Below are 22654 nucleotides of genomic sequence, written 5' to 3'. Positions count from 1 at the left end.
TAAGCCTCGTTGGAAGGACGGACGCCGCGTCAGACGCGCTCGATGATGGTGGCAACGCCCATACCGCCGCCGATGCACAGGGTGATGAGGGCGCGCTTGCCGCCACGACGCTCGAGCTCGTCGACCATCGTTCCGGTGATCATCGCGCCGGTTGCACCGAGTGGGTGACCCATGGCGATCGCGCCACCGTTGACGTTGAGCTTCTCGTCCGGGATGTTCAGGTCCTTCTGGAACTTCAGGACGACGGAAGCGAATGCCTCGTTGATCTCGAAGAGGTCGATGTCGTCGACCGTCAGGCCGGCAGCTGCCAGAACCTTCTTCGACGCCGGCGTCGGGCCGGTGAGCATGATGGTGGAGTCGGCGCCGCTGGTGGCGGTGGCGACGACGCGAGCGCGCGGCGTCAGACCCATGTCCTTGCCGGCCTGCTCGCTACCGACGAGCACGAGGGCAGCGCCGTCGACGATCCCCGAGCTGTTGCCGCCGTGGTGAACGTGGTTGATCTTCTCGACCCAGTGGTACTTCTGCAGCGACACGGCGTCGAATCCGCCGATTTCACCGATCACACCGAACGCGGGAGCCAAGCCGGCGAGGTTCTCTGCCGTGGTGCCCGGACGCATGTGCTCGTCGTTGTCGAGGATGGTGATGCCGTTGATGTCCTTGACCGGCACTACCGACTTGGCGAAGTATCCGCCGGTCCACGCCTTGGCGGCGAGGTCCTGCGAGCGCACGGCGTATGCGTCGACGTCGTCACGCGAGAAGCCCTCGATGGTGGCGATGAGGTCTGCGCCGACGCCCTGCGGCACGAAGTAGTTGTCGTAGTTGGTGGCGGGGTCGAGTGCCCACGGTCCACCGTCGGATCCCATCGGAACGCGGGACATCGACTCGACGCCACCGGCGATCACCAGTTCGTCCCAGCCGGACCGAACCTTCTGAGCAGCCATGTTCACGGCCTCGAGGCCGGAAGCGCAAAAACGGTTGAGCTGAACGCCGCCGACGGTGTCGGGCAGTCCCGCATCGTTGACTGCAACGCGGGCGATGTCCATTCCCTGATCGCCAACGGGGGTGACGACGCCCAGGATGAGGTCGGAGATCCGGTCCTCGTCGAGGTCGGGAAAGCGCACGCGCAGTTCCTGGATCAGACCCGTGACCAGCGAGATCGGCTTGACCGAGTGCAACGACCCGGTCTTCTTGCCGCGGCCTCGCGGGGTACGGATGGCTTCATAAATGAATGCCTCTGTGGTCACTGTGAGGTGTTCCTTCCGTGTAATTCGTCGAACCGGTCTGCAGATCGTCCGCGCCACCTTCGGTGGTGGCGCATGGCCGAGGTACAGACCTCAGCCCTTTCACTGTAGAACGTGTTCCAAATTCATGGGAAGGACCGAAGCGATCCTGCTAGGTGACCGAGGTGATCAGGTGCGCGAACGCCTGCCCGCTTCGGTTCATTTCGGGTGCGCCCCCGGAAGCACTCACGGCACGATGCGATACGGCAACATCATGTCGTGATCTTCGTGATCGAGTAGATGGCAATGCCACACATATCCCTGGAGTCGACCAGAATCAGCCATATCGTGGCGCCCGCCGCCCGTCATCCCGCCGCCCGTCATCCCACCGCCCGTCATCCCACTGCCCGTCATCCCACCGCTCGGAAGACGATCGAACATCGCGTCGGGATCGAAACCCAGCTCATCCGCGGTGGGGAATCGCACGATGATCCGGGTGACGGTGCCGCCGTCCACCCTGACGGTGTCCTTCATTCCCGCTTCCCACGGCGCCGGCGCGATCATCGGCCCCGCCTCGAGCCCTTCGGGCGACGGAGTCCACTTGTTGCCGATCACCGGCTGCGGATGTCGGATCAAGTACTCCAGCGTCCGCATCGGTGTTCTGCCGAGAATCCGGAAATTCACCAGGTGCAGGTGTATCGGATGCGGGTCCGGCGTGGTGTTGACGATGTTCCACTGCTCGACGGTGCCTTGCCGCGGCCTCTCGACGTCCGTGGTGCTGAACGTCAGGTTGTTCAGCGTCATCTGAGCCGGTGGATTCCGCAGTTCCAGTTGCTGGCTCACCGTCACCGTGCGAATTACCGTCGGCTGCTCCAACGGGGCGAGAACGTCACGTTGCCGGCGCCCACCGCGCAGTTGCGACGGAACACCACCGGTGAATCCGCGCCTGGCGTCACCGCGGAACCGGCAGAACAGCGGCATAGTCACTTCACCGATGACAGCGGCGGGTAGCGGGGGCGCCTCGTCGTTGCGAAGCTCCACCGTCGATCCCTCCGACAGTCCGGTGAAATCGACGAGGAGGTCGTACCGCTCCCCCGGTGCGCAGCGGAAGGCATTGACCGCGACGGGTGCGTCGAGCATTCCGGCGTCGTTGCCGATGACCCAGAACGTCATCATGTTCGAGAAGTGAAGATTCCACACACTTGCCGACGACGCATTGACGATGCGGAGGCGGTAAAGGCCCCGAGCCACGGACAGTTCCGGCCACACCTTGCCGTTGACCAAGCCGACGTCGCCCACCGCGCCGCCTTCCCACGATCCTTCCGGGATCAAGATGGTGGATCGGCCGTTCTGGGCGCCTGTCGGCGTGAAGATCTTCTCCTGCAGGATCAACGGGATCTCGAATTCCTCGGCCGGCAACCCCAACGGATTTCCCAGTTCGCCGGTGTCGAATTCATCCCTGATCAGATAGTTGCCGATCAGACCGGCGTAGACGTTGAGCCGGGTGATGCCCATCGCATGATCGTGATACCAGAGGTGGGCGGCTTCCTGACCGTGCAAAAAGTGATGCATCGCAGCCTGTCCCGGCATCACCAGCAGCTCCGGATGGCCGTCGCTCTCAGGTGAAGTGACTCCCCCGTGCAAGTGCAACGACGTCGGCGGGTGCGCACGAAAGTCGGCCTGCATTCCGTGCAGCGTCATATCCATGTCCGCTGCCAACGGATGTCCGGTCAGATCGTTCTCGAACGTCAACATGATCGGCTCGCCGGAATGCGCCTCGACGGTAGGGCCCAGATAACCGCCACCGATCTCTCCGCTGCGGTACGACAGTGCTGGGGACGGGGGAAAATCCCGATGAAAGGCATGTTGCCCCACTTGCGCTGTCAGTGTGATCTCGTTTCCGGAAAGCGTTGACAACGAATGTAGTTCGTCACAGAACGGCTCGAACTCCGGCGAATGAAAAATCAACGGAGACTCGATATCCACACTCCCCGCCGGAGCAGCACCTGCCTTTGCACCCAAAGCAACAGCCGCTGTGCCGACTACCGACCCTTTCAGAACCGATCTTCTGGAAACCCCGATACCCATACATTCCCCTCCCCATCGAAACGGGTTGCGTTCTCCCACAAGGAAAACGCAACCCGTCTCTCCACTTCGATCTCGGAAAATCCCCCGTCTACTTTCCGTCGATCGCCTCCAGCACCGAATCGATCAGCGACTGTGGAAGTTTCGACGGCGGAGAGATTTCCAGTTCTCCCGGAGCGCCCGGCATCGTCCAGACAGTTCTGTGCCGAGCGATCGCGAGCTTCTCCCGTGATCCGTCCTCGTTGACCTTGAAGTACTCGAACTCGAGGTCGATCCCCCTCTCGTAGAGGGCAGACAAGGACATCGTGACCAGGACGTCGTCGAACGGCATGACCTCGCGCAGATGCTCAACCCTGGTGTGCACACAACGAAGTTCCCCGAGAGCGCCTCTGGCCGCCATGGCCTCACGCTGAGAACGGACCAGGAACTTGTCCCGAACCCTCGACTGCCAGATGTAATAGTTGCCGAAGTAGATGTTGCCCACGACGTTTCCGTCCTGCAACGTCGTCGAGAACACCTCGGATTCGAGCAGGTACGGATTGCGCGGCACCATCGGAGCCGAGCGGATCACGGAACCACGATCGACGTTCTTCGGTTCGGTGGGAACAGCGATGTTCTTCGTCCCCGTCGGAATCGTCATCGGCTCGATGAAATCGTGGAAGTACTGCGGCATCGGCCGTGCCGCCACCACACCGTGGGAGAGGATTTCCACCCACGTCGTCTGCATCGCACTCCACCCGATGTGAGTGCGCGTCTCGCCGTCGACCCGGCACCATTCGACATGCAGATTGGTGGTTGCCCGATCCGGACCGGTGAGCTCGGTGATCCAGATCGTCCCCTCGACAATGTCGTCGGTGTACAGGTTCGCATCGATGAACACCTCGGAGTTGTTGGTCACCATGCCCCAACGACCCGTCGCCATGTCCTCCACGATCTGCTTCGAGATCGGTCCGGTTCCCCTCTCTCGCAAAGCGCCCAACCACAGCGCGAAGCTCGCGAACCCCACTGATCCACCGACGTTGCACGCGTCCCGGAACCCGACGGGGAACCGGATCGACACCGCCGGATAGCCGCTCCGGGCCACCACATGCACGTCGGAGCCGTAGGCCATCGGATCGAACTGCGCGAGAGACTTCGCCGACAACGGTCCGGAGTCGAACTGCGGTGCCGGGTCCTGCGCCGGTTCCTCCGCATCCTCCTCATGAGTCACAAACGCGAGAATCCGCTCCTCGTTGTCCGTCAACAGAGCTGGAAAAGTCAGAACCACCACGCTTCCCTCTGCGCCGCCGCGGAAGGTCACTGCGTCGTCCTCCCTGGCGCCCATCGCCAGAGAAACCGACATCTGCCCCGTGGCCTTTCGGATCGCCTCGGCCGCCGCCCACAGCCTGGTTCCCGCACGATCGAGTGATTCGCCGCCTGCGATCAACTCGTCCAGCAGCGGAATCCGCGCCGAACCCAGAAGCGCCTTCCACTGCACGGCGGTTCGGGAGCGAATCGGTTCGATGTCACACCCCTGAGGCCAGTCGCCGGCCGAACCGAGTGACTTGCTGCCGTCGTGCGAGAGCGAGACATCCACAGAGGGCGGAATATCACCGACGACGACGGGCTTTCCGGTTTCCTGCCATTCGATGGCAAAGGCATTACTCATTTGATCACCACATCCTCATCGAGATGAATGTTCACGGCCGCCTCGGCGATCGGTTTCTCCTGCTCGTGGCGTTCCGACTTGGTCAACTCGTGAATCCCCGGGGTATGCGCGACCACAACCCGCGGGCTCTTCACTCCCAACGCCCGGCTGTGTTGCGCGAGCTTGTCGAGAATGATCTGTGCGTCGCGCGCAGTCGGATCCGCGATTTCCTCAGCCGTAGGACGGCTTTCGTCGTGGGAGAGAATCTGGGAGCGATATCCCTCGAGCTGCATCACCACTCGTCCGTCCTTCACCACCGCCACGTCGGCTTGCATGTGGGTCTCTGTCTGCACCTTGTCGTAGGCGTACGCGGTGAACGAACGAGCCTCGAATCGTCCGTCGTACATGTCGATTCGCGCAATGTTGACCGGAAGGCAGATCTCCCGCGGAACCATGATCTGACCCGATTGGAGCAGGGAATCGAGGAAGTAGGGATCACCGAGGAGGTGCTGCTTACGGTCGGCTCGCGAAATAGCGCTGAAGAGAATGTGCTCGGAATCGAGGCTCGAGATCTCTTCGAGTCGGCGGAAATCGCCCTCCTGGAACAGCAACCACGAGTAGAGATCGTCCAACGGATCGATGTCGAGCACCGGTCGCGGCAACTCCTTCTCGAACTCCGGCAGTGTTTCGTCCAGCCCGAAGATGAAGTCGGCCGAGAAATGGGGCCGTCCGTACCCGGTCCGTTCGGTGCCGATCGTGACATGCACCCGCGTTCCTGCAGCATCACGATCCTGCTCCACGACGCTTGCCTTGATCTCGACTCTGGTGCCCTCGACCGTGTCGACGACGATCGGTCGATCCAGCTTGATGTCGTCGATGCGGACGCGGCCCAGAGTCACGCGTCCGGTGACATAAGCCGCCGCCTGCGACATCGCCTCGAGTCCGAACACCGTCGGAAGCAGCGCCGATCCTTTCCAGACATGGTCTAGGACAAAAGGATCTGCTGAGGTGGACAACGTCGTCCGGGTAACCAGTTCTACCTGCGGCTCGATGGTCACCACTTGGTCGATGTACCGCGACACCGCCGGCAGAGCCGGTACTGCCGGCGCCCAGGTGTCCAGACCGCCGAGTCGACTGGTCACGACGATACGACTCGCCTCGGGTCCGCTGTCGACCAGACGAAGGAAATGATCCACTCCCGCAGCCGTGGAAATCGGCATGACACCCATCTTCGCGAGGTGGTTGACACTGCCCATGCGGGCGCCCATGCCGGTCTCCCCCCACACGCTGTACGCGAGCGAGAACGTCCGAGTCTTCGGGTGCCCGGCGGCATACCGCATCACCATTTCGTCGAGAAGCTCGTTTCCGTATGCATACCAGCTGTTTCCGGGCATACCTGTGAATCCGATGATGGAGGAGAAGCCCACGAACAGCTTCAAGTCGCGATCAGCGAGCGCTTCGACGAAGTTGGCTGCGCCCAGGACCTTAGGTGCAACCTCCTTGAAAGCCGCAGCGCTGTCGACTCTCTCGAACCGCCGCGGAACATTCGCCCCCGCACCGTGGACAAACCCGGTGATCGGCCCAACCTCGACCTCGATCTGGGCGACGACGCCGGCCACCGCCGCAGCATCCGTGACGTTGCAGCGATAATAGTGAGCGCTCAATCCGGCAGACGTGAAGTCCGCAAGAGTGGAAGCGATTTCGTCACCCGCTTGTCGCTGAGAGCTTCCGATCAGCACTAGTTCGGCGCCTGTCTTTCGACCGAGAGCCAGAGCGCATTGCGCCATGATGCCTTTCGCGCCACCGGTCACGACCACTACATCCGAACTCCCCAACCCGCTCTCGCGGACGGTGTAGTCGCTCGAGGCAAGAACCCGCGGTTGCAGTGCCGTGCGTCCCATCTCGGTGTCGTAAGTCGCGAACACATAGGATGCAACCGAATCCAACTCGGAGACGACGGTGGTTGCCACCACCGCGTCCGCAGTCGAGCCGTCGAATCCTATGACGCGGACATCCAGTTCGGGGCGCTCGTGATGCACCGAAGCGGCAAAAGCCGCCGCACTCGATACCGGCGCCGGATTGCCCAACTCGACATCGGTGAACTGAATCACTGCCAATGTGGTTCGTGCGCCTCCACTTTGCTGCGCCGGAACCATCTTGTACATGTGTTCGATCCCACGGCGCAAACCGATTTCGGTGACGGAATCATCGGTCACACGCGGCATTACGGCAACCACGTGCTGTGCATTCGCAGGAGCGCCGTCGGAGAATGTGCGAATGTCGACCTGAGCACCACGCCCTCGCAGTTCGGATTCCAACCTTCCGACCAAACCGGCGTCGTCACCGATGACGACAAACGTCGTGTCCGTGAGGTCTCGGACTCCGTGCAACGCTGTCTCGCTCCGAACCTTTTCCAGGGTGTAATCGCGAACCCAGGTGAAGCTGTCGGCTGATAGACCCTTTGCCTTCACCGGCAGCGCCCGCGCAACCGACTGCTGCTGCCCCGACATCTCTTTCGCGGATCGATCGAGCACTTCGATGAGTTCACCCAGGCTGACGTTGACGAGTTCGGCCGGATCCAGATCACCCTGAACACCCAATCGCGTTGCCACAGTTGCTATCGCATCGGCAGCCTTGATCGAGTCCATGTTCAGGTCGTCGAGCAGGTGGAGATCCACATCGAGAGACTCCACCGGAAATCCGGTGTCCTCCGCGATTACCTCGAGCAGTATTCGCGACACGTCCGACTGCACCGAACTCGCTGCTGGAACGGCAGAACCGAGATTCGGTGATGCCGCAAGGATCAGCGATGCTGCTTCTCCGATCGTGGCATTGGCCAACTCGGCAGGGTCGAGGTCGACAACCTCGAACTGATGCGCAACCTTCGAAATAGCCTCTGCCGCACTGATCGAGTCGAGATTCAGATCATCGAGCAGACGCAGATCCGTCGTGATCGACTCGGCGGGGAATCCCGTCGTATCGGCGAGGATCCTGATCAGCTCACTTTCCACGGACCCAGCGCCCGCGTCAGCCGGCTCTTCGACTACCGGAGCCGAAACCGGCGAAGGAGCTTTCGCTGCCACGGATTCGTGGCCGTTGGTGACTGCCCGCGAAGTCGGAGCAGATGGAGAAGACGGAGAAGTCGCTCCACTGCCTACATCAGCACGAATCACGTCGACGAGGAAGGTCCCGCGTCGGCTCAGGTAATCGGCCAGCGCCGCAGCCGGATCCCCGCCGGACGTACCAAGTGCGAGCGGTTCGGGAGCAGAGGTAACCGTCAGCTTCGCCTCGGCCAGGTTCTCGATGAACACCTTCTGATCGGCAGGAACGAATTCGCGCACGAACCGGCCGTCGAAAAGTTCGTTCCATCGGACCTGAGCGCCGTGTACGTACATCGCGGCCAGTGCGACATTGAAGTCCTCGTCGCGTCCGGACTTGGACGCAACGGGGAAGCAGCGCACGCCGTCGGTCCCATTGATCGCCTTGGTGAGCCCGGTCAGCACACGGCCGGGACCGACCTCGACGAGCAGGTCCACGTCCTGCGAGATTCCACTTACCGTCTTGACCCAGTCGACCGGTGAGACAACCTGTTTGGTGACCAATTCGCGAAGTGCCAGTGGCGTCTGTACGCGTTTCCCTTCGACGCAGGAATACACGGGGCAAGTCAGCGAATCGACTTGCTCGTCAACGGGCGCAGTGGACTTCAGCTCCCGCTCGGCCTCGTTCATCATCTCGGAGTGGAAAGCATTCGACACGGCAAGCGCCTGAGCCGACACTCCGCGCGTCTTCGCGATGGCAACCACATCGTCGACCGCGTCTTTGGTGCCCGAAACCACGGTCTGTGTAGGCGTATTCAGATTCGCGACGGTCGCGTAACCCTTTGTTTCCGCGATGATCGCCTCAGCCGTCGATCGGTCGCAGGTCAGGCTCGCCATCGCGCCGTTTCCACCACCACTGACAGCCATGGCCGCACCCTTCGCCGCAGCCAAGGTGATCAGCGTCTTCTGGTCGTAAGCTCCTGCCGCGTAGAGCGCGGTCAACTCGCCGAGACTGTGGCCGGCGACAGCACTGGGTGTGACACCCAATCGGCGGAGGTACTCGAACCAGAGCAGCGAAGCCAAAGCGACGGCAGGCTGGGTGAACTGCGTCTGGGCGAGATCCCGCTTCCACTTCGCCAATTCCGCAGCGTCAGCGCTCTTGACCGGGTTCCGCAGAATTCGAGGCGTGATCGCCTCCGCTCCAACTCCCTCCAACCAGCCGTCCGCCTCGGTCGCCAGTTCGCGTGCCCACTCGAAGCGCTCGATCAGCACGCGCGCCATCTCTAGTTGTTGGGATCCCTGTCCCGGGAACAGGAATCCGATGTCGTGGTGGACGGCGTTCGAGATCGAGATCTCGTTGCTCACGACCTTCACCTGACCGGATGCAGGAGCGGAGTTCTCGCAGATCACGGCAAGCTGACGCATGCGTTCGGCCAACTGCGCGGGACGTCCGGCCACCACTGCGGCACGGAAGGGCGCGGTCGGCGAGATCACTCGAGAGAGTTTCGCCGAAAAGTCCAGCAGCTCGGCAACACTCAACGGAACCGCCAGATCTGCAACATCCCGCGCTCGGGTCGCCAAGTCCACCGCGGAATCTGCAGAAAGTACGAAAACCTCGGTGTCCTGATACGACGCCATCATCGTGCGGACGTCTTGCGAGGGTGTCAGCTTGCTGGATGGTGCATCAGCCGATTCGATCGCGACGTGGCAGTTGATACCGCCGAAACCCATGGCTTGCGCACCGGCACGCATCTTCTCGGACGGATCTCTGATCTCACCGTTGACGAGCGGAAAGAGTGCCGGCGCTTCGGTTCCGAACGCCGGGTTCGGGTCGGTGCAACCGGCGAGCGGCGGAAGGATTCGTTGATTGACGGCCATGGTCGCCTTGATCAGCGCAAGGATGCCCGACGCCGCCTTCGTGTGCCCGATCAACGACTTCAGTGACGTCATGCCGATGCTACGAGCCTCGACGGGCCCGTCCGTCTGAGCGGCCTGCTGGACGCCGGCCAGTTCGACGGGGTCTCCGACGGGAGTACCAGTTCCGTGTCCTTCGACGAAGGCAACCTCGCTGGCCGCGAATCCCGCTCGCGAGTATGCGCGACGGATCATCTCGGCCTGAGTTTCGGCGCGGGGCTTGGTGATTCCACCCTTGCCATCGGTGGAGATGCCCCAGCCGCGAATCGTCGCGTACACGTAGTCGCCGTCCGCCCTGGCGTCCTCGAGTCGTTTCAAGGCCACGAATCCGCAACCTTCACCCGGGATGAATCCGCTTCGGCTTGCGTCGTACACGTTCATGTCGCCACGGGTCAGTGCACCCAAACGGGCGAATCCCACCAGTTCCAAAGGATCCAAGCTGACGTCGACTCCCCCTGCCAAGACGAAGTCGGCCGCGCCGGACGCCAGCTTTTCGGCTGCAGTCGCCACCGCGAGCATTCCGGACGCGCACGCACCGTCCACGACGTACCCGCCGCCGTTGAAGTCGAGATAATTGCAGATCCGGCCGGCAATCGTATTCGACAACATGCCGGCGAGAGTGTCTTCACTCGGCTCCACCAATGGGCCCTTGTAGACCTCTTCCATCGTCTCGGCGAGAGCATCGGCGACGGAACTGTCCAACTGGCGCGCTTCGGCTGCCACAGCGAGTGCGCGCTTGACGTAAGGCCAACGCAAACGCATCGACCACATCCGGGATTCTTCACCGGTGAGGGAGTTGCCGACGATTGCGGCGCTGCGTCCAGTGGGTACCGATCCTCGGCTGTAGCCCGCGTCCGTCAAAGCCCCGAGTGCTGTTTCCAGAGCCAACCAGTGTGTGAGATCTGTCGACTTGAAGGTCCGCTCCGGTATCCGGCGACCGACCCAGTCGAATTCGAAACCATCCATGAACGCGCCGCGATCGGCGTATGTCTTGTCGACGTCGTCAGGGCTCGCGCTCCAGTAGTCGTCGAGGGACATCCGTGACTCCGGAAACTTTCGGAATTGCATCCGACGCGCGAGGACGTTCTCCCAAAATCCTTGCAGATCATGTGCACCGGGGGACCACATGCTCATCCCGACTATCGCAATCGCAGGATTAGTTGAATCTTCAGTCATCTTACACTTCCTATTTTCGCGCGCATCCACGGGAGACTCAATCGACCGAAGACTAACCACGCCCTCATCGGTGTGTAAAACGCAGATTCACCTCAAGGCATAAACAAATAACAAAGGTTGTTCGGCGCAATGAACGTGTTTCAGCAATTTGACAGCAATCGAGAGTTAGCTGTAACTCGGAGTTACCTATTTGCTTCGTAACCGGTCATGCTCCTGCTTGAACATCCGTACCGGATCCCGGTTTCACGGCCGCCATTTTCTCGCGATCGGCAAATATTCAGTTGAATATGCACCGAAATGCCGCAATGCCGAATATGTGGCCAATTCGCCGAATGTCCCAAATTGGTCGATCCCCGCAAATCAAACATCCGACAACTATCAATCTGAACATTCGTGACACACCGAAATTTAACAGCAGCACTCGAATGCCCATCAGACAACGAGAAATTCCAGATATTCTTCGGCGACCATCGTCCGAATCGACGTTTCGTTACACCGGAACTGAGCGAACGAATGTGCCAGCAAACCAGCCACATACAATTCAGCTTTGCGAGGCCGAGCCGGCGCGCTTTCGAGACGCGCGCACACAAAGAGAACGGCACTTATAACAATTCGATCACACAGTGGTGCAGCTGGATTCCGACAGCTGTTTCACGCACACGGACCGACTCGGCAACTCAGCTTTCGAGGCGGCGAGCTCCGAGGACGTCCTTGAGGAGTTCCTTTGCAACATCCTCGGGATCACGTCTGGCAGTCGGATCAGCGGGCTCAGCCGCCTCCGCAAACATCTCGTCCTCGTCCTCCGGCGTTGCAGGCGGAGGAGTTGCCTCGTAGTCGACCTCAGGAGCAGGGGCCGGTCCAGGGTCTTCCGGATAGTCGGGGGCCTCGGGCGGCGGAATGTCGTCCGAATCTCCGCGCTGGGGCTGCGGGGCCTTGGGCTGCTGCGCTGCGCGCTCCTGACTGGGCCGCGAGAAGCGGGGCGCAGCGGCAGGGCGGCTCGGAGCTTCCGTCGCCTTGGTTGCGCTCGATACTGTCGGCGCTGTAGGCGCACCTTCTTGATACTCGACCTGCCAAGTGCCACCGAACATTTCGGCAAGGACCTCGCAAATGACCGCCGCGTTGTGCGGTTGCGTCACACGAGCACCCAGAACCGGTGAGCCGTGAGCGATGACAACGACATGTCCACGCACGTCGTGAACCGTCGCAGCGGACAGCATGGCCGGAAGAACCTTGTTTCGTTCACCGACCTTGTTGCGCAAGGTGTTCCACGATTCACGGAGAGTCTCGACTGTGGGGCCTGCCGAGACCGGCGCCGCTTCGGCAACCGCCGGCTCGTCGAACTCGGGCTCGGGCTCGTAGTCGGGTTCCGGCTCGGCAAGCCCGATCAGCTCTTCCGCCTCGACAGAAGCAGTAACCGGTGGTTCAACCACAGGAGCTTCAACTATTGGAGCTTCGGCAACCGGAGCTTCAACCACCGGAGCTTCGGCAACCGGCGGTTCCACGATCTCGACAGTGGGAGTCTCGACGACGGGAACTGCCGCTACCGGAGGTTCGACGACAGGAGCCTCCACAACCGGCGGCGCCGCAGCTGGAGCAGGCGCGGCTGGTTCCGGCCGCACCTCAGGCTCGGCCTTGCGTTGAGAGGGCCGTTGGAACTTGGAAGCAATCTCCGGTTCGAGCGGCGGCACGGTGGGTGCCGGCGTTGCTGCCGCGCGAGGGGCAGCCGCGACTCCGGCAGCCGGAATACCTTGTTCCAGGCGCTCCAGCCGCTGCAATACAGCTGACTCGGTGTCGGAGGCCGACGGCAGCAGCATTCGCGCGCACATCACTTCGAGCAGCAGCCGCGGCGCCGTCGCACCACGCATTTCGCTGAGTCCGGCATGGACAGTCTCGGCGAAGCGGGTGAGCGTGGCCGGGCCGACTCGTTGAATCTGCTCACGCATCGTGACCAGCTCCGCTTCCGGAGCGTCGACCAATCCTCGTTCGCTGGCGTCGGAAACAGCCTGCATCAAGATGAGATCACGCAGGCGCTCGAGAAGATCGAGCGCGAATCGGCGTGGATCGTGACCGGCGTCCATCACGCGATCGACAGTGCCGAACAACGCGGCCCCGTCACTGGCAGACAGGGCGTCTACTGCTTCGTCGATGAGCGCGACGTCGGTGACTCCGAGAAGAGAGAGCGCGCGCGGATACGTGACACCTTCTTCTCCTGCGCCCGCGAGCAGCTGATCGAGGACACTCAACGAGTCACGAGGGGAACCGCCGCCGGCCTTGATGACCAGTGGATACACCGCAGGCTCGACCGGTACGCCCTCCTGGGCGCAGATCTTTTCCAGGAGTCCGCGCATGGTCGACGGCGCCAACAGGCGGAACGGGTAATGGTGTGTACGCGAACGGATGGTCGGGAGAACCTTTTCCGGTTCCGTCGTCGCAAAGATGAAGATGAGGTGTTCCGGCGGCTCTTCGACGATCTTGAGCAGCGCATTGAAACCCGCCGCCGTCACCATGTGTGCCTCGTCGATGATGAAGACGCGGTAGCGAGAAGCAGCGGGTGCGTGGAACGCCTTGTCTCGGAGTTCTCGGGTGTCGTCGACGCCACCGTGACTTGCGGCGTCGAGTTCCGTCACATCCAGGTTGCCTGTGCCGCCCGGGCCCAGCGAAACGCACGAGTCGCACACGTCGCACGGCGTCGACGTCGGTCCCTGCTCACAGTTCAGCGAACGCGCCAGGATTCGCGCCGACGACGTCTTTCCGCAGCCGCGCGGGCCGGAAAACAGGTAGGCATGGTTGATGCGTCCGGTGTCGAGGGCCGTGCTGAGCGGTGCGGTGACATGCTCCTGCCCCACCACCTCGGCGAAGGACGCGGGTCGATACTTCCGGTACAGGGCCACGCGCAAAGACTACCGGCGACCCACGACAGGTGGTCCGGTGCGGGTGCAACGCCGACTTCTCCCGAAACATGTTCGCAACACAATCGCAGTGCGGAGGAAACCGCACGCACCCATCGTGGGTTCCGTGCACGCGGGCTGGTCCGCGTGCGTGAGGAGAAAACTGTGCCCGCCACCATCGATGCCGGAGCAACTGCCTGGTTGCTCGTCAGTACTGCACTCGTACTTCTGATGACGCCAGGACTCGCACTGTTCTACGGCGGCATGGTCCGCTCGACGGGCGTACTCAACATGATCATGATGAGTTTCGTCTCGATCGCACTCGTCACGGTTGCGTGGTTGTTCGTGGGCTACAGCCTCGTGTTCGGCGACGATCACGGTGGCATCATCGGCGGACTCGAGCACATCGGCATGGCGGGCATCGACCCGTCGACGGTGCACGGGAATGTCCCGGAAGTGTTGTTCGCAACCTTCCAATTGACGTTCGCAATCCTTACTGCAGCGCTCATCAGTGGTGCGATCGCCGACCGCGCGAAGTTCTCCGCCTGGATGATCTTCGTCCCCATCTGGTCCTTGCTCGTCTATGTCCCCGTCGCTCACTGGGTGTGGAATCCGCAGGGATGGCTCGCACAGATGGGCGCACTCGACTACGCCGGTGGCCTCGTGGTCGAAATCGTGTCCGGAGCGTCGGGTCTGGCATTGGCACTGGTCCTCGGCCAGCGGATGGGTTTCAAGGCCGAGTCGATGCGTCCGCACAATCTGCCGTTCGTCCTGCTCGGCGTAGGCCTGCTCTGGTTCGGTTGGTTCGGATTCAACGCCGGCTCGGCCCTTGCGGCCGACGGTATGGCCTCGCAGATCTTCCTCAACACACTCGTCGCCGGTTGCACCGGACTACTCGGCTGGCTGTTCGTCGAGCAGAATCGTGACGGACACCCCACGACGTTCGGCGCAGCTTCGGGCGTCGTCGCCGGTCTGGTCGCGATCACCCCGTCGTGCGGAACGGTGAACATGTTCGGTGCGCTCGTCATCGGTCTGATCGCCGGCATCGTCTGCTCGTACGCCGTGGGATGGAAGCACAAGCTCGGCTACGACGACTCCCTCGACGTCGTCGGCGTGCACCTCGTCGGTGGAATCGTCGGCTCGTTGCTGATCGGACTCCTCGCGACGGCCGTGATGACGGGCGGTCCGGAAGGTCTGTTCTTCGGCGGTGGATTCGCACAGTTGGGCAAGCAGTTCGTCGGCGTCGTCGTGGTCGCGCTCTATGCCTTCGGTGTGACCTACGGTCTCGGAAAGCTCATCGACAAGACCTTCGGCTTCCGCATTTCGCGTGAAGACGAGGCCCGCGGAATCGACGTTGCCCTGCACGCGGAGTCGGCCTACGAGCACGGAGTCCTCGGCCACGGTCCGATCGGCGGACAGAACCCGAGCCCGTTCCTCCAGCGTCAGCGGGAGGAACGGGAGAACCGCGAGCGGGACTGACCGCCCTCACCGGTTCGCGATTTCCTCCATCAGGATCGGAACGCCGACATTGCAGGAATGAATCCCGACGACGGTGGTCAGTTTCAGCACCTCGAGAATCTCCTTCGGGGTCACTCCCATGTCGAGCGCGGCGCGAATATGGCGTCGTACGCCGGGTGCGTACATGTGTGTGCTCGCCGCATCGACGGCTATGCACAGCAACTGGATCACCTGAGGTGACAGCACCCCGCTGTTCCAGGGCTGCATCGCTGTCTTCATGTACAGCTCGGTCCACTCGGGATCCAGCTCCGAAAGTCCGTCCCACAACGGATTCCAGCCACCCGAATCCTTCATGGCCTGGGTCACGGGAAAAGCTTCACTTGCTCGAACGTCAGTCATCGATCTCCTCAGACCATCGAAAATGCTTGATTCAGTTCACGTTTGAGAATCTTTCCGGTTGCCGTCATCGGCAGCGACGGCACGAACTCGATGCGACGCGGATATTTGTAGGCGGCCATCTGTTCCCGCGTCCATTCCACGAGATCCGATTCGGAGATCTCTTCACTCGGCTCTCGGATCACGAACGCGACAACTTCTTCGCCGAGGCTCGAATCCGGCACCCCGACGACGGCGACGAGTGAGACGGCTGGGTGAGTGAGCAGAACCTCTTCGATTTCGCGTGGGTAGACGTTGAATCCGCCCCGCACGATCATGTCCTTCGCGCGATCGACGATGTAGTAATTTCCGTCGGTATCGACCCGTGCCAAATCCCCGGTGCGAAACCATCCGTCGCGCATGACTTCCGCCGTCGCCTCGGGTCGGTTGAAATAGCCCTTCATGACGTTGTGCCCGCGAATGGCCAACTCACCCACTTCATCGGGGCCGGTGATCGTGTGCCAAGAGTCGTCGACAAGCCGCGCTTCGACGCCCCAGATCGGCACGCCGATCGAACCGGGCCGGGGGTCGCTCTCCGGGTCACTGAACAAGGCCAGCGGAGAGGTCTCGGACAACCCGTACCCTTCGAGGATCTGAACACCGAAGCGTTCCCTGAACTGTGTCAAGATTTCGACGGGAAGCGCTGCACCACCGGAGATCGCGCACCGCATGTTCTGTGCAACGGTCTCGATATCCACCCCGGATTTCACTACCTCCTCCAGCACGCCGAGCAGTCCCCAATACATGGTCGGGACGCCCGCGAAGACCGAGATCTTTTCGCGTTCCATGATCTCGAGTGCCGCGGTCGCATCGAAGCGCGGCATCAACACCAAAGTGGCACCGACGCAGATTCCCGCATTCATGGTCACTGTCTGGCCGAACGAGTGGAACAACGGCAAAGTCAGGAGATAACGCTCATGCATGGACGGAACGCTCTCGAACAACCGGTTGGTCGACAGTGCATTCAAGACCATGTTGCAGTGAGTGAGTTCGGCACCCTTGGGCTTTCCGGTCGTGCCGCTGGTGTAGAGAATGACCGCGGTGTCCGTCGGTTCACGAACAACCGCGACTGCAGGCGTTTCCGTGCCGGACACGGATGCCAATGCTTCGCCTAGAGTCTCGACTCCGAGGATCGACGACGGTGCACCCGACTCGGCGCTGATCACGATCAGGGCCGAACAGGTCTCGCTCTGCTCGAACCCGGCGATGGCGTACTCAGCGATCGGCAATTCGGGACTTCCCTCGACACAGAAGTACAGCTTTGCTTCCGAATCAGCCAGGTGATAGGCGATTTCGCGCCCTTTGAGCAGAATGTTCAGAGGAACGACGACGCCGCCGGCCTTGAGAATGCCGTAGTAGACGATCGGGAACTCGAGAACGTTCGGGCAGGACAACGCCACCTTGTCACCTGGCTCGACACCCCGCGAGACGAGCAGATGGGCGATGCGATTCGCGTAGGCGTCGAACTGCGCATACGTCAGCCTCGCTTCCCCGAGAACCAGCGCATCCCGTTCCGGGTACCGCCGGGCCGAGTCTTCCAGCAGAGCAGCAAGATCAAGCACGACTGTGTTCCTCCTGCGCATCGGAATCCGTGGCATGAGACGAGGCAGCGCGCGACACCGACTCGAGCAGTTCCCGCACCAACGACTCCGCCCGCGGCCAATACCCGTATCCGGACGCCGGATTGAGGTGTCCGACCTCACCCAGATCCAGCAACCGACTCCCCCATCCTTCAGCCAAACCCACAACTCGGCGATACCCGGCGAGCGGATCGTTCCGACTCGCCGCGACCGTGCTCGGAAAAGGCAGACGCTGACGCGGTATCGGTAGCCACCCGTGTCGGTCGAGATCTTCGAGAGACGGATAAGACTCGGGCAGCGGAAGTTCGAGATCCGCCGGCGTGACCAGAAGTGCGCCCGCAACCTCTCGATGATGCGCCCTCGCCCAGTGAGCAACTGTCATGACTCCGGCGCTGTGCCCGACCAGGACCACCGGCCCGCAGACACTTGTCAGCACCTCGTTCAATGCCGCAACCCGCGCATCGCGGCTGAGCTTGTCGGTCTCGAGGGGAGGAACCGTCAGAACGTTGTCGAGCCTGCGCGCGAGGTGAGTCTGCCAATGATCTTCGACATGATCCCGCAGACCGGGAACCATTACTACCGTAGTTGATTCATCCATCAGGAACTCCGAACTTCTGCTACTTCAGTGGCGCCGGGTATCTCGGGCCGATTCTGCAACGTCGCCAACCGCCTCATCCCGGCGGGATAGGCACGCTTGCCGGCTACCAACGCGAGGGCCGCGACGACATAGACGAAGGGCGAAAGCTGTAGAGCGCCGAGAAGACCCAGGTGATCGGCGAGGATGCCGACAACGAAGGGACCGAGCGCCAGCCCGAGAAGGTTGTTGGCGACGGTGAGCGTTCCCATGGCCGACGCTCGAATCGAGTGATGGGTAAGGTTCGCGACCATCGCTGCCGTCGGCCCCGACGAACCGGCGGAGAAGAATGCACCGATACCGAGCAACACGAGTTGTGCTGTCCCCGTGCCCAACCGGAGCCCGATGCTCAGCGTCACCAACGAGATGGCGCAGTAGACAATGGCGGTGGTCCATTTTCGCGCCGAATCGTCGCGGCTGAATCTATCTGTGATGAAACCGCAGACCACCATCCCGCTTCCGACCAGGAGGACGAACACGGAAGCCGTGACGCCGGCCTTGTCCGGGGCCAAATCGTAGTAACGATTGAAGAAGCTCGGCAACCACGCCAGAAGTACAGCGGCGGTGAACATCTGGAGACCACCACCGATGTAGGCGAACAACACGGCGGGATTGGTGAACAGCGAGGACACCGGCGCACGAAAACCGTCGTGTCTCACCGCTTCCCCGGCGGCATCCGGCGCGGCCTCGACGGCGTAAGCGGTGAGCTTCTTCTCGGTGACGAGGGCACGGAAGAGCGCGACCAGAATCAGACCGAAGATTGCCATGGCGGCAAAAGACCACCGCCAACTGAACTGGACTGCGATGAACCCACCGATTGCCACACCGATGACCGAACCGAACGATCCACCGGCCATGAAGGCACCGGCAAGAGCTGCGTGCACGCGGGGCGCAAACACACTGAGGACCACGGCGATACCCACGCTGCCGTACGCCGCTTCACCGACACCGACCAGGAACCGGGCGCCCAACATCTGTTCGTAGGTCTGAGCGATTGCGCACAGCAACGTCGCGACACTCCACAACACCGCCATCAAGATCAAGCTCTTGACGCGGCCCCAGCGGTCCGCGAGCAGCGACAACGGGAACGTCAACAGCCCGACCATCAATGCCACCACGCTGCTCAGGGAGGCGAGGTGCGAATCGGAGAGATCCCAGTCCGCTTTCAGGATCGGGAAGACTGCACTGAGCACCTGCCTCGACATGTAGTCCGAGAGCAGAAGACCGAAAGCCAGGGCGAAAACGATCCACGGGTATAACTTTCGTCGTCCGCCGGTTCCGAGCGCGGTGTCCACACGTGGCGTGGCGGGAGCTTGCAGTCCCATGACTCTCCTAGGAAGTACTCGAGGTAGACGGGGGGATTCGGGGGTACGAACCGTCGCGGTTCGTACCCCCGGAACTGTTGTACGAGAGGGTGCGAACTCAGGCGTGCTGCGTGAATCCCAGCTGGCCGATCCGGCGGTTGGGCGCGTAACCCAGCTTCGCCAACGTCTCGTCGGTGTCGGCATATGCCTCACCGATCCGGTAGATGTCCCGAGCTTCCTTCGCGGTAGCCACCTCGCGGCCCAATTCGCCTGCAATGCGCACCAACTGCTCGATCTGCTGCACCGACGTCATCTTCTCGCCCTTGCGGCCCCAGATGGTGTCCTCGTTGCCGCAACGAGCGTGCAAGCCCATCGCGATGGCCATCGTGTTCACCGGCAGGACGCTACGCATCAGCGTTTCCAGCGTCAGGCACGCACCGTCGGGAACACGCTGGACGAAGTTCATCATGTTGTACGGGTTGGGGCCGTCGAAGCCGCCGCCGATTGCGACCCACGTGAGGTTGACCGGACCCGTGTAGATGCCGCGTCGGATCAACCGCTCCACCGTTTCGAGCTGCGGAATACTGGACAACTGGAAATGCGGCTGGATTCCGGCGGCCTGCAACCGGCGCAGGTGCTCTGCCACCCACTCCGGACCGGCGGGCACAGTCATTTCCCGATACGTATCGGCCAATTCCGGACGCTGCATCGACGTACCCGCGATGTCGTCGTCGGTCATCAGTTCCATGATGTTCATCTGGCTGGTATTGATCGCGATCGTCACCTGATCGGGAGCCGGCTCCAATTCCGCCAGCATGTGACGCACGTCGTCGGACAACCACTTCGCATCGGCACCTTCCCCCTCCGGGGCAAACGAAATCGACCCGCCGACCTGCAGAATCATCTCGGGAACGGCCTCACGCAAGCGACCGAGAAGCTCGTTGAACTTCGACAGACGCTTCGAGCCCTTGCCGTCGAGTTCACGCACGTGGATGTGGAGAACTGTGGCACCGGCGTTGAAACAGTCGACGGCTTGCTGGACGTGCTCGTCCATCGACAGAGGGAGGTCTTCTGCAAAATCGTCCGGCTCCCACTCCGGTCCGTAGGGAGCAACGGTGATGACAAGCTTGTCCTGGGTTTCGGGGAACAGTGAATCGTCGTGGAAATGCATAGCGTGACTCCGATCGAGTGAATGAATTTATCTTCGGGGCTGGGAAGAGAGATCAGAACGGTGCGTCGCCGATGATTCCGGCGCGCTCCATCTTTCGAACCGCGGGCCAGTAGTCCTGCACCGCGTAATGCTGTGTCGAACGGTTGTCCCAGATCGCGACGCTGTTTTCGGTCCAACGCCACCGAACCTGGTACTCGGGAATCTGAGCCTGGCTCGCCAGGTAAGTGAGCAGATTCCCGGCGCCGGGGGCGTAATCGATTCCATAGCGGACGTTCTCGGGCGTGTGATAGTTCACGAGGTGTGTGGCGAACGAATTGACGAAGAGAATCTTCTCGCCGGTCTCCGGATGTGTTCGTACCACGGGATGTTCGGCGTCGGGAAAGCGTTCCTTCAGCTGGTGCCGCCGTTCGATCGGCATCCGAGCGCCGAAGGTCGACTCGATACTGTGCCTGGCACGCAGATCCTTGATCTGCTCCTTGACCCGCGCCGGCAGATTCTCGTAGGCGAGTGCCATGTTCACCCAAATCGTGTCGCCGCCGACAGGAGGTGTTTCCACACAACGCAATACACATCCCATGGGCGGGTTGACGCGCCAGGTGGCGTCGCAGTGATACGCATTCTCGAAGTGCTCCGGCGGGCTGTCCAGGTCTTTGTAGATGCGGACCAGGCCCGGATGGTCGGGATCACTGCCCAGAGCTGGATGATCCTCCAGTTCACCGAATCGCTGGGCAAGTTCTACGTGCTCGGCTTTGGAGAAGTTCTGGTCGCGAAAAAACAGGACCTTGTGCTCGAGTAACAATGCCTTGATTTCGGCGAAGAGTGCATCGTCTCGCGCGACCTCTCCGAGATCCACCCCGGACAACTCTGCCCCGATCGAACAGGTCAATTTCTCGACGTGGATCGTGCTGGTCGACGGGAGCAGGTTTTCTGTCAGCGTTGCAGTATTGGTCATGACAATTCCTCTGGGAAGTGCTGTTTCGGTTCAGACGGAGAAGACGGAGGAACCGATACTGCGACCGGACTCCATGTCGTGGTGCGCGCGCACCGCATCTTCGAGGGGATATCGCTGGTTGATCTCGATCTTGATTCGCCCGGACTCGACGTGTGAGAACAGTTCGCCCGCCAATTCGGCACGTTCTGCGGGATCTGCGATGTAGTCAGCAAGTGCCGGACGGGTGACGAAGAGAGATCCCTTGACTGCCAACTGCATTGCCTGAATCGGCGGAGTCGGTCCGGACGCCGTTCCGAAGCACACCAGCAGCCCGCGCCTGGCAAGGCAATCGAGTGAGATGTCGAAGGTGGACTGCCCGATGCTGTCGTACACAACCGGCACGCCGACGCCCCCGGTGATCTCCTTGACACGCGCGACGACGTCCTCGCGGGTGTAGATGACGACTTCATCGCAACCGTGAGCTCGGGCAACGCTCGCCTTCTCGTCGCTCGACACCGTTCCGATCACTTTGATTCCCAACAGTTTTGCCCACTGGGTGAAGATCAGTCCAACCCCGCCCGCCGCAGCATGTAGCAACACGGTGTCTCCCGCTTTCAACGGGTAGATGCGACGCAGAAGGTAGGCGGCAGTCAGTCCTCGCATGGTCATGGCGGCCGCGGTGTCGAAGGCGATGCCGTCGGGTAGCGCGATCAGGTCGGACGACGCCATGATCCGCTCGGTGGCGTACGCACCCAGCGGACTGCCGGTGTAGGTCACACGGTCCCCCACTGCAAAATCGACTACTCCCTCGCCGATCTCTTCGACCACACCGGCGCCCTCGACGCCCATCCCGGCAGGCAATTGCGCAGGATAGAGGCCACTTCGAAAGTAGGTGTCGGCGAAGTTCAACCCCACCGCTTCATGACGAACCCGAACCTCTCCGGCGCCTGGTCGTCCTACCTCGATCTCTTCCCAACGCATGACGGACGGTGTGCCGATCTCGTGGAACCGAATGGCGTTTGCCATCAATGCTCTCCAATTCTGTGGGCGGGCTCGACTCGATTACGGTCGAGCTGTATTCGTACGCAACAACTTCCAGAAGTCGGTGCTCGGCTTCCTGGTCGTGCCGAACTGATGTGAACAAAACTATGTGAGATCCGGCTCACATGCTTAACTTGACGAGACACACAACA

Annotated in this window: 13 protein-coding genes; 1 reads left to right on the top strand and 12 read right to left on the bottom strand. The window is 61.6% G+C overall.

Translation table 11 applies throughout. The features are described from left to right. Window positions 1-29 precede the first annotated feature (29 nt). The 5 genes from A0W34_RS02080 to A0W34_RS02060 form a co-directional block, all read right to left on the bottom strand. A complete protein-coding gene (locus A0W34_RS02080) occupies window positions 30-1244 on the bottom strand; it encodes an acetyl-CoA C-acetyltransferase (RefSeq protein WP_007731553.1) in 1215 nt (404 codons plus the stop codon). A gap of 222 nt (window positions 1245-1466) precedes the next feature. After that, window positions 1467-3308, bottom strand: coding sequence for a multicopper oxidase family protein (locus A0W34_RS02075; RefSeq protein WP_081557246.1), 1842 nt, complete (start codon window positions 3306-3308; stop codon window positions 1467-1469). A gap of 88 nt (window positions 3309-3396) precedes the next feature. Next, entirely contained in the window at window positions 3397-4953 is a 1557-nt protein-coding gene (locus A0W34_RS02070) for a hypothetical protein (RefSeq protein WP_064687942.1), read from the bottom strand. Then, on the bottom strand, window positions 4950-11060 hold the full coding sequence (locus A0W34_RS02065) for a type I polyketide synthase (RefSeq protein WP_081557245.1): 6111 nt from the start codon (window positions 11058-11060) through the stop codon (window positions 4950-4952). Before A0W34_RS02065 ends, A0W34_RS02070 begins: the two co-directional genes overlap by 4 nt. 677 nt (window positions 11061-11737) lie before the next feature. After that, complete coding sequence (locus tag A0W34_RS02060; protein WP_058038219.1) at window positions 11738-13951, bottom strand: DNA polymerase III subunit gamma and tau; 2214 nt, start codon at window positions 13949-13951, stop codon at window positions 11738-11740. 162 nt (window positions 13952-14113) lie between these two features. Between A0W34_RS02060 and A0W34_RS02055 the strand changes: the two genes are divergently transcribed. Beyond that, window positions 14114-15427: an ammonium transporter gene (locus tag A0W34_RS02055; RefSeq protein ID WP_003943791.1), complete on the top strand. Its 1314-nt coding sequence runs from the start codon at window positions 14114-14116 to the stop codon at window positions 15425-15427. A 6-nt stretch (window positions 15428-15433) separates the two neighbouring features. Here the strand turns inward: A0W34_RS02055 and A0W34_RS02050 are convergent, their stop codons facing one another. The 7 genes from A0W34_RS02050 to A0W34_RS02020 all read right to left on the bottom strand — a co-directional run bounded on the left by A0W34_RS02050 (window position 15434) and on the right by A0W34_RS02020 (window position 22487). Then, complete coding sequence (locus A0W34_RS02050) at window positions 15434-15805, bottom strand: carboxymuconolactone decarboxylase family protein (RefSeq protein ID WP_020905896.1); 372 nt, start codon at window positions 15803-15805, stop codon at window positions 15434-15436. 8 nt (window positions 15806-15813) lie between these two features. Further along, complete coding sequence (locus A0W34_RS02045) at window positions 15814-17403, bottom strand: long-chain-fatty-acid--CoA ligase (RefSeq protein ID WP_081557244.1); 1590 nt, start codon at window positions 17401-17403, stop codon at window positions 15814-15816. After that, complete coding sequence (locus A0W34_RS02040; RefSeq protein WP_081557243.1) at window positions 17396-18019, bottom strand: RBBP9/YdeN family alpha/beta hydrolase; 624 nt, start codon at window positions 18017-18019, stop codon at window positions 17396-17398. The genes A0W34_RS02045 and A0W34_RS02040 overlap by 8 nt, the downstream gene beginning before the upstream one ends. Beyond that, window positions 18019-19380: an MFS transporter gene (locus tag A0W34_RS02035; protein WP_081557242.1), complete on the bottom strand. Its 1362-nt coding sequence runs from the start codon at window positions 19378-19380 to the stop codon at window positions 18019-18021. The genes A0W34_RS02040 and A0W34_RS02035 overlap by 1 nt, the downstream gene beginning before the upstream one ends. A 97-nt stretch (window positions 19381-19477) precedes the next feature. Next, window positions 19478-20530: a 3-keto-5-aminohexanoate cleavage protein gene (locus A0W34_RS02030; protein WP_050656457.1), complete on the bottom strand. Its 1053-nt coding sequence runs from the start codon at window positions 20528-20530 to the stop codon at window positions 19478-19480. 52 nt (window positions 20531-20582) lie between these two features. Then, complete coding sequence (locus A0W34_RS02025; RefSeq protein ID WP_081557241.1) at window positions 20583-21482, bottom strand: TauD/TfdA dioxygenase family protein; 900 nt, start codon at window positions 21480-21482, stop codon at window positions 20583-20585. Window positions 21483-21512: 30 nt separating this feature from the next. Next, on the bottom strand, window positions 21513-22487 hold the full coding sequence (locus tag A0W34_RS02020) for a quinone oxidoreductase family protein (protein ID WP_054780790.1): 975 nt from the start codon (window positions 22485-22487) through the stop codon (window positions 21513-21515). Window positions 22488-22654: the final 167 nt, after the last annotated feature.

Source organism: Rhodococcus sp. BH4 (assembly GCF_002079265.1).
GTDB classification, from domain to species: Bacteria; Actinomycetota; Actinomycetes; order Mycobacteriales; family Mycobacteriaceae; genus Rhodococcus_F; species Rhodococcus_F qingshengii.
This window is presented reverse-complemented; position numbering and strand designations above follow the sequence as displayed.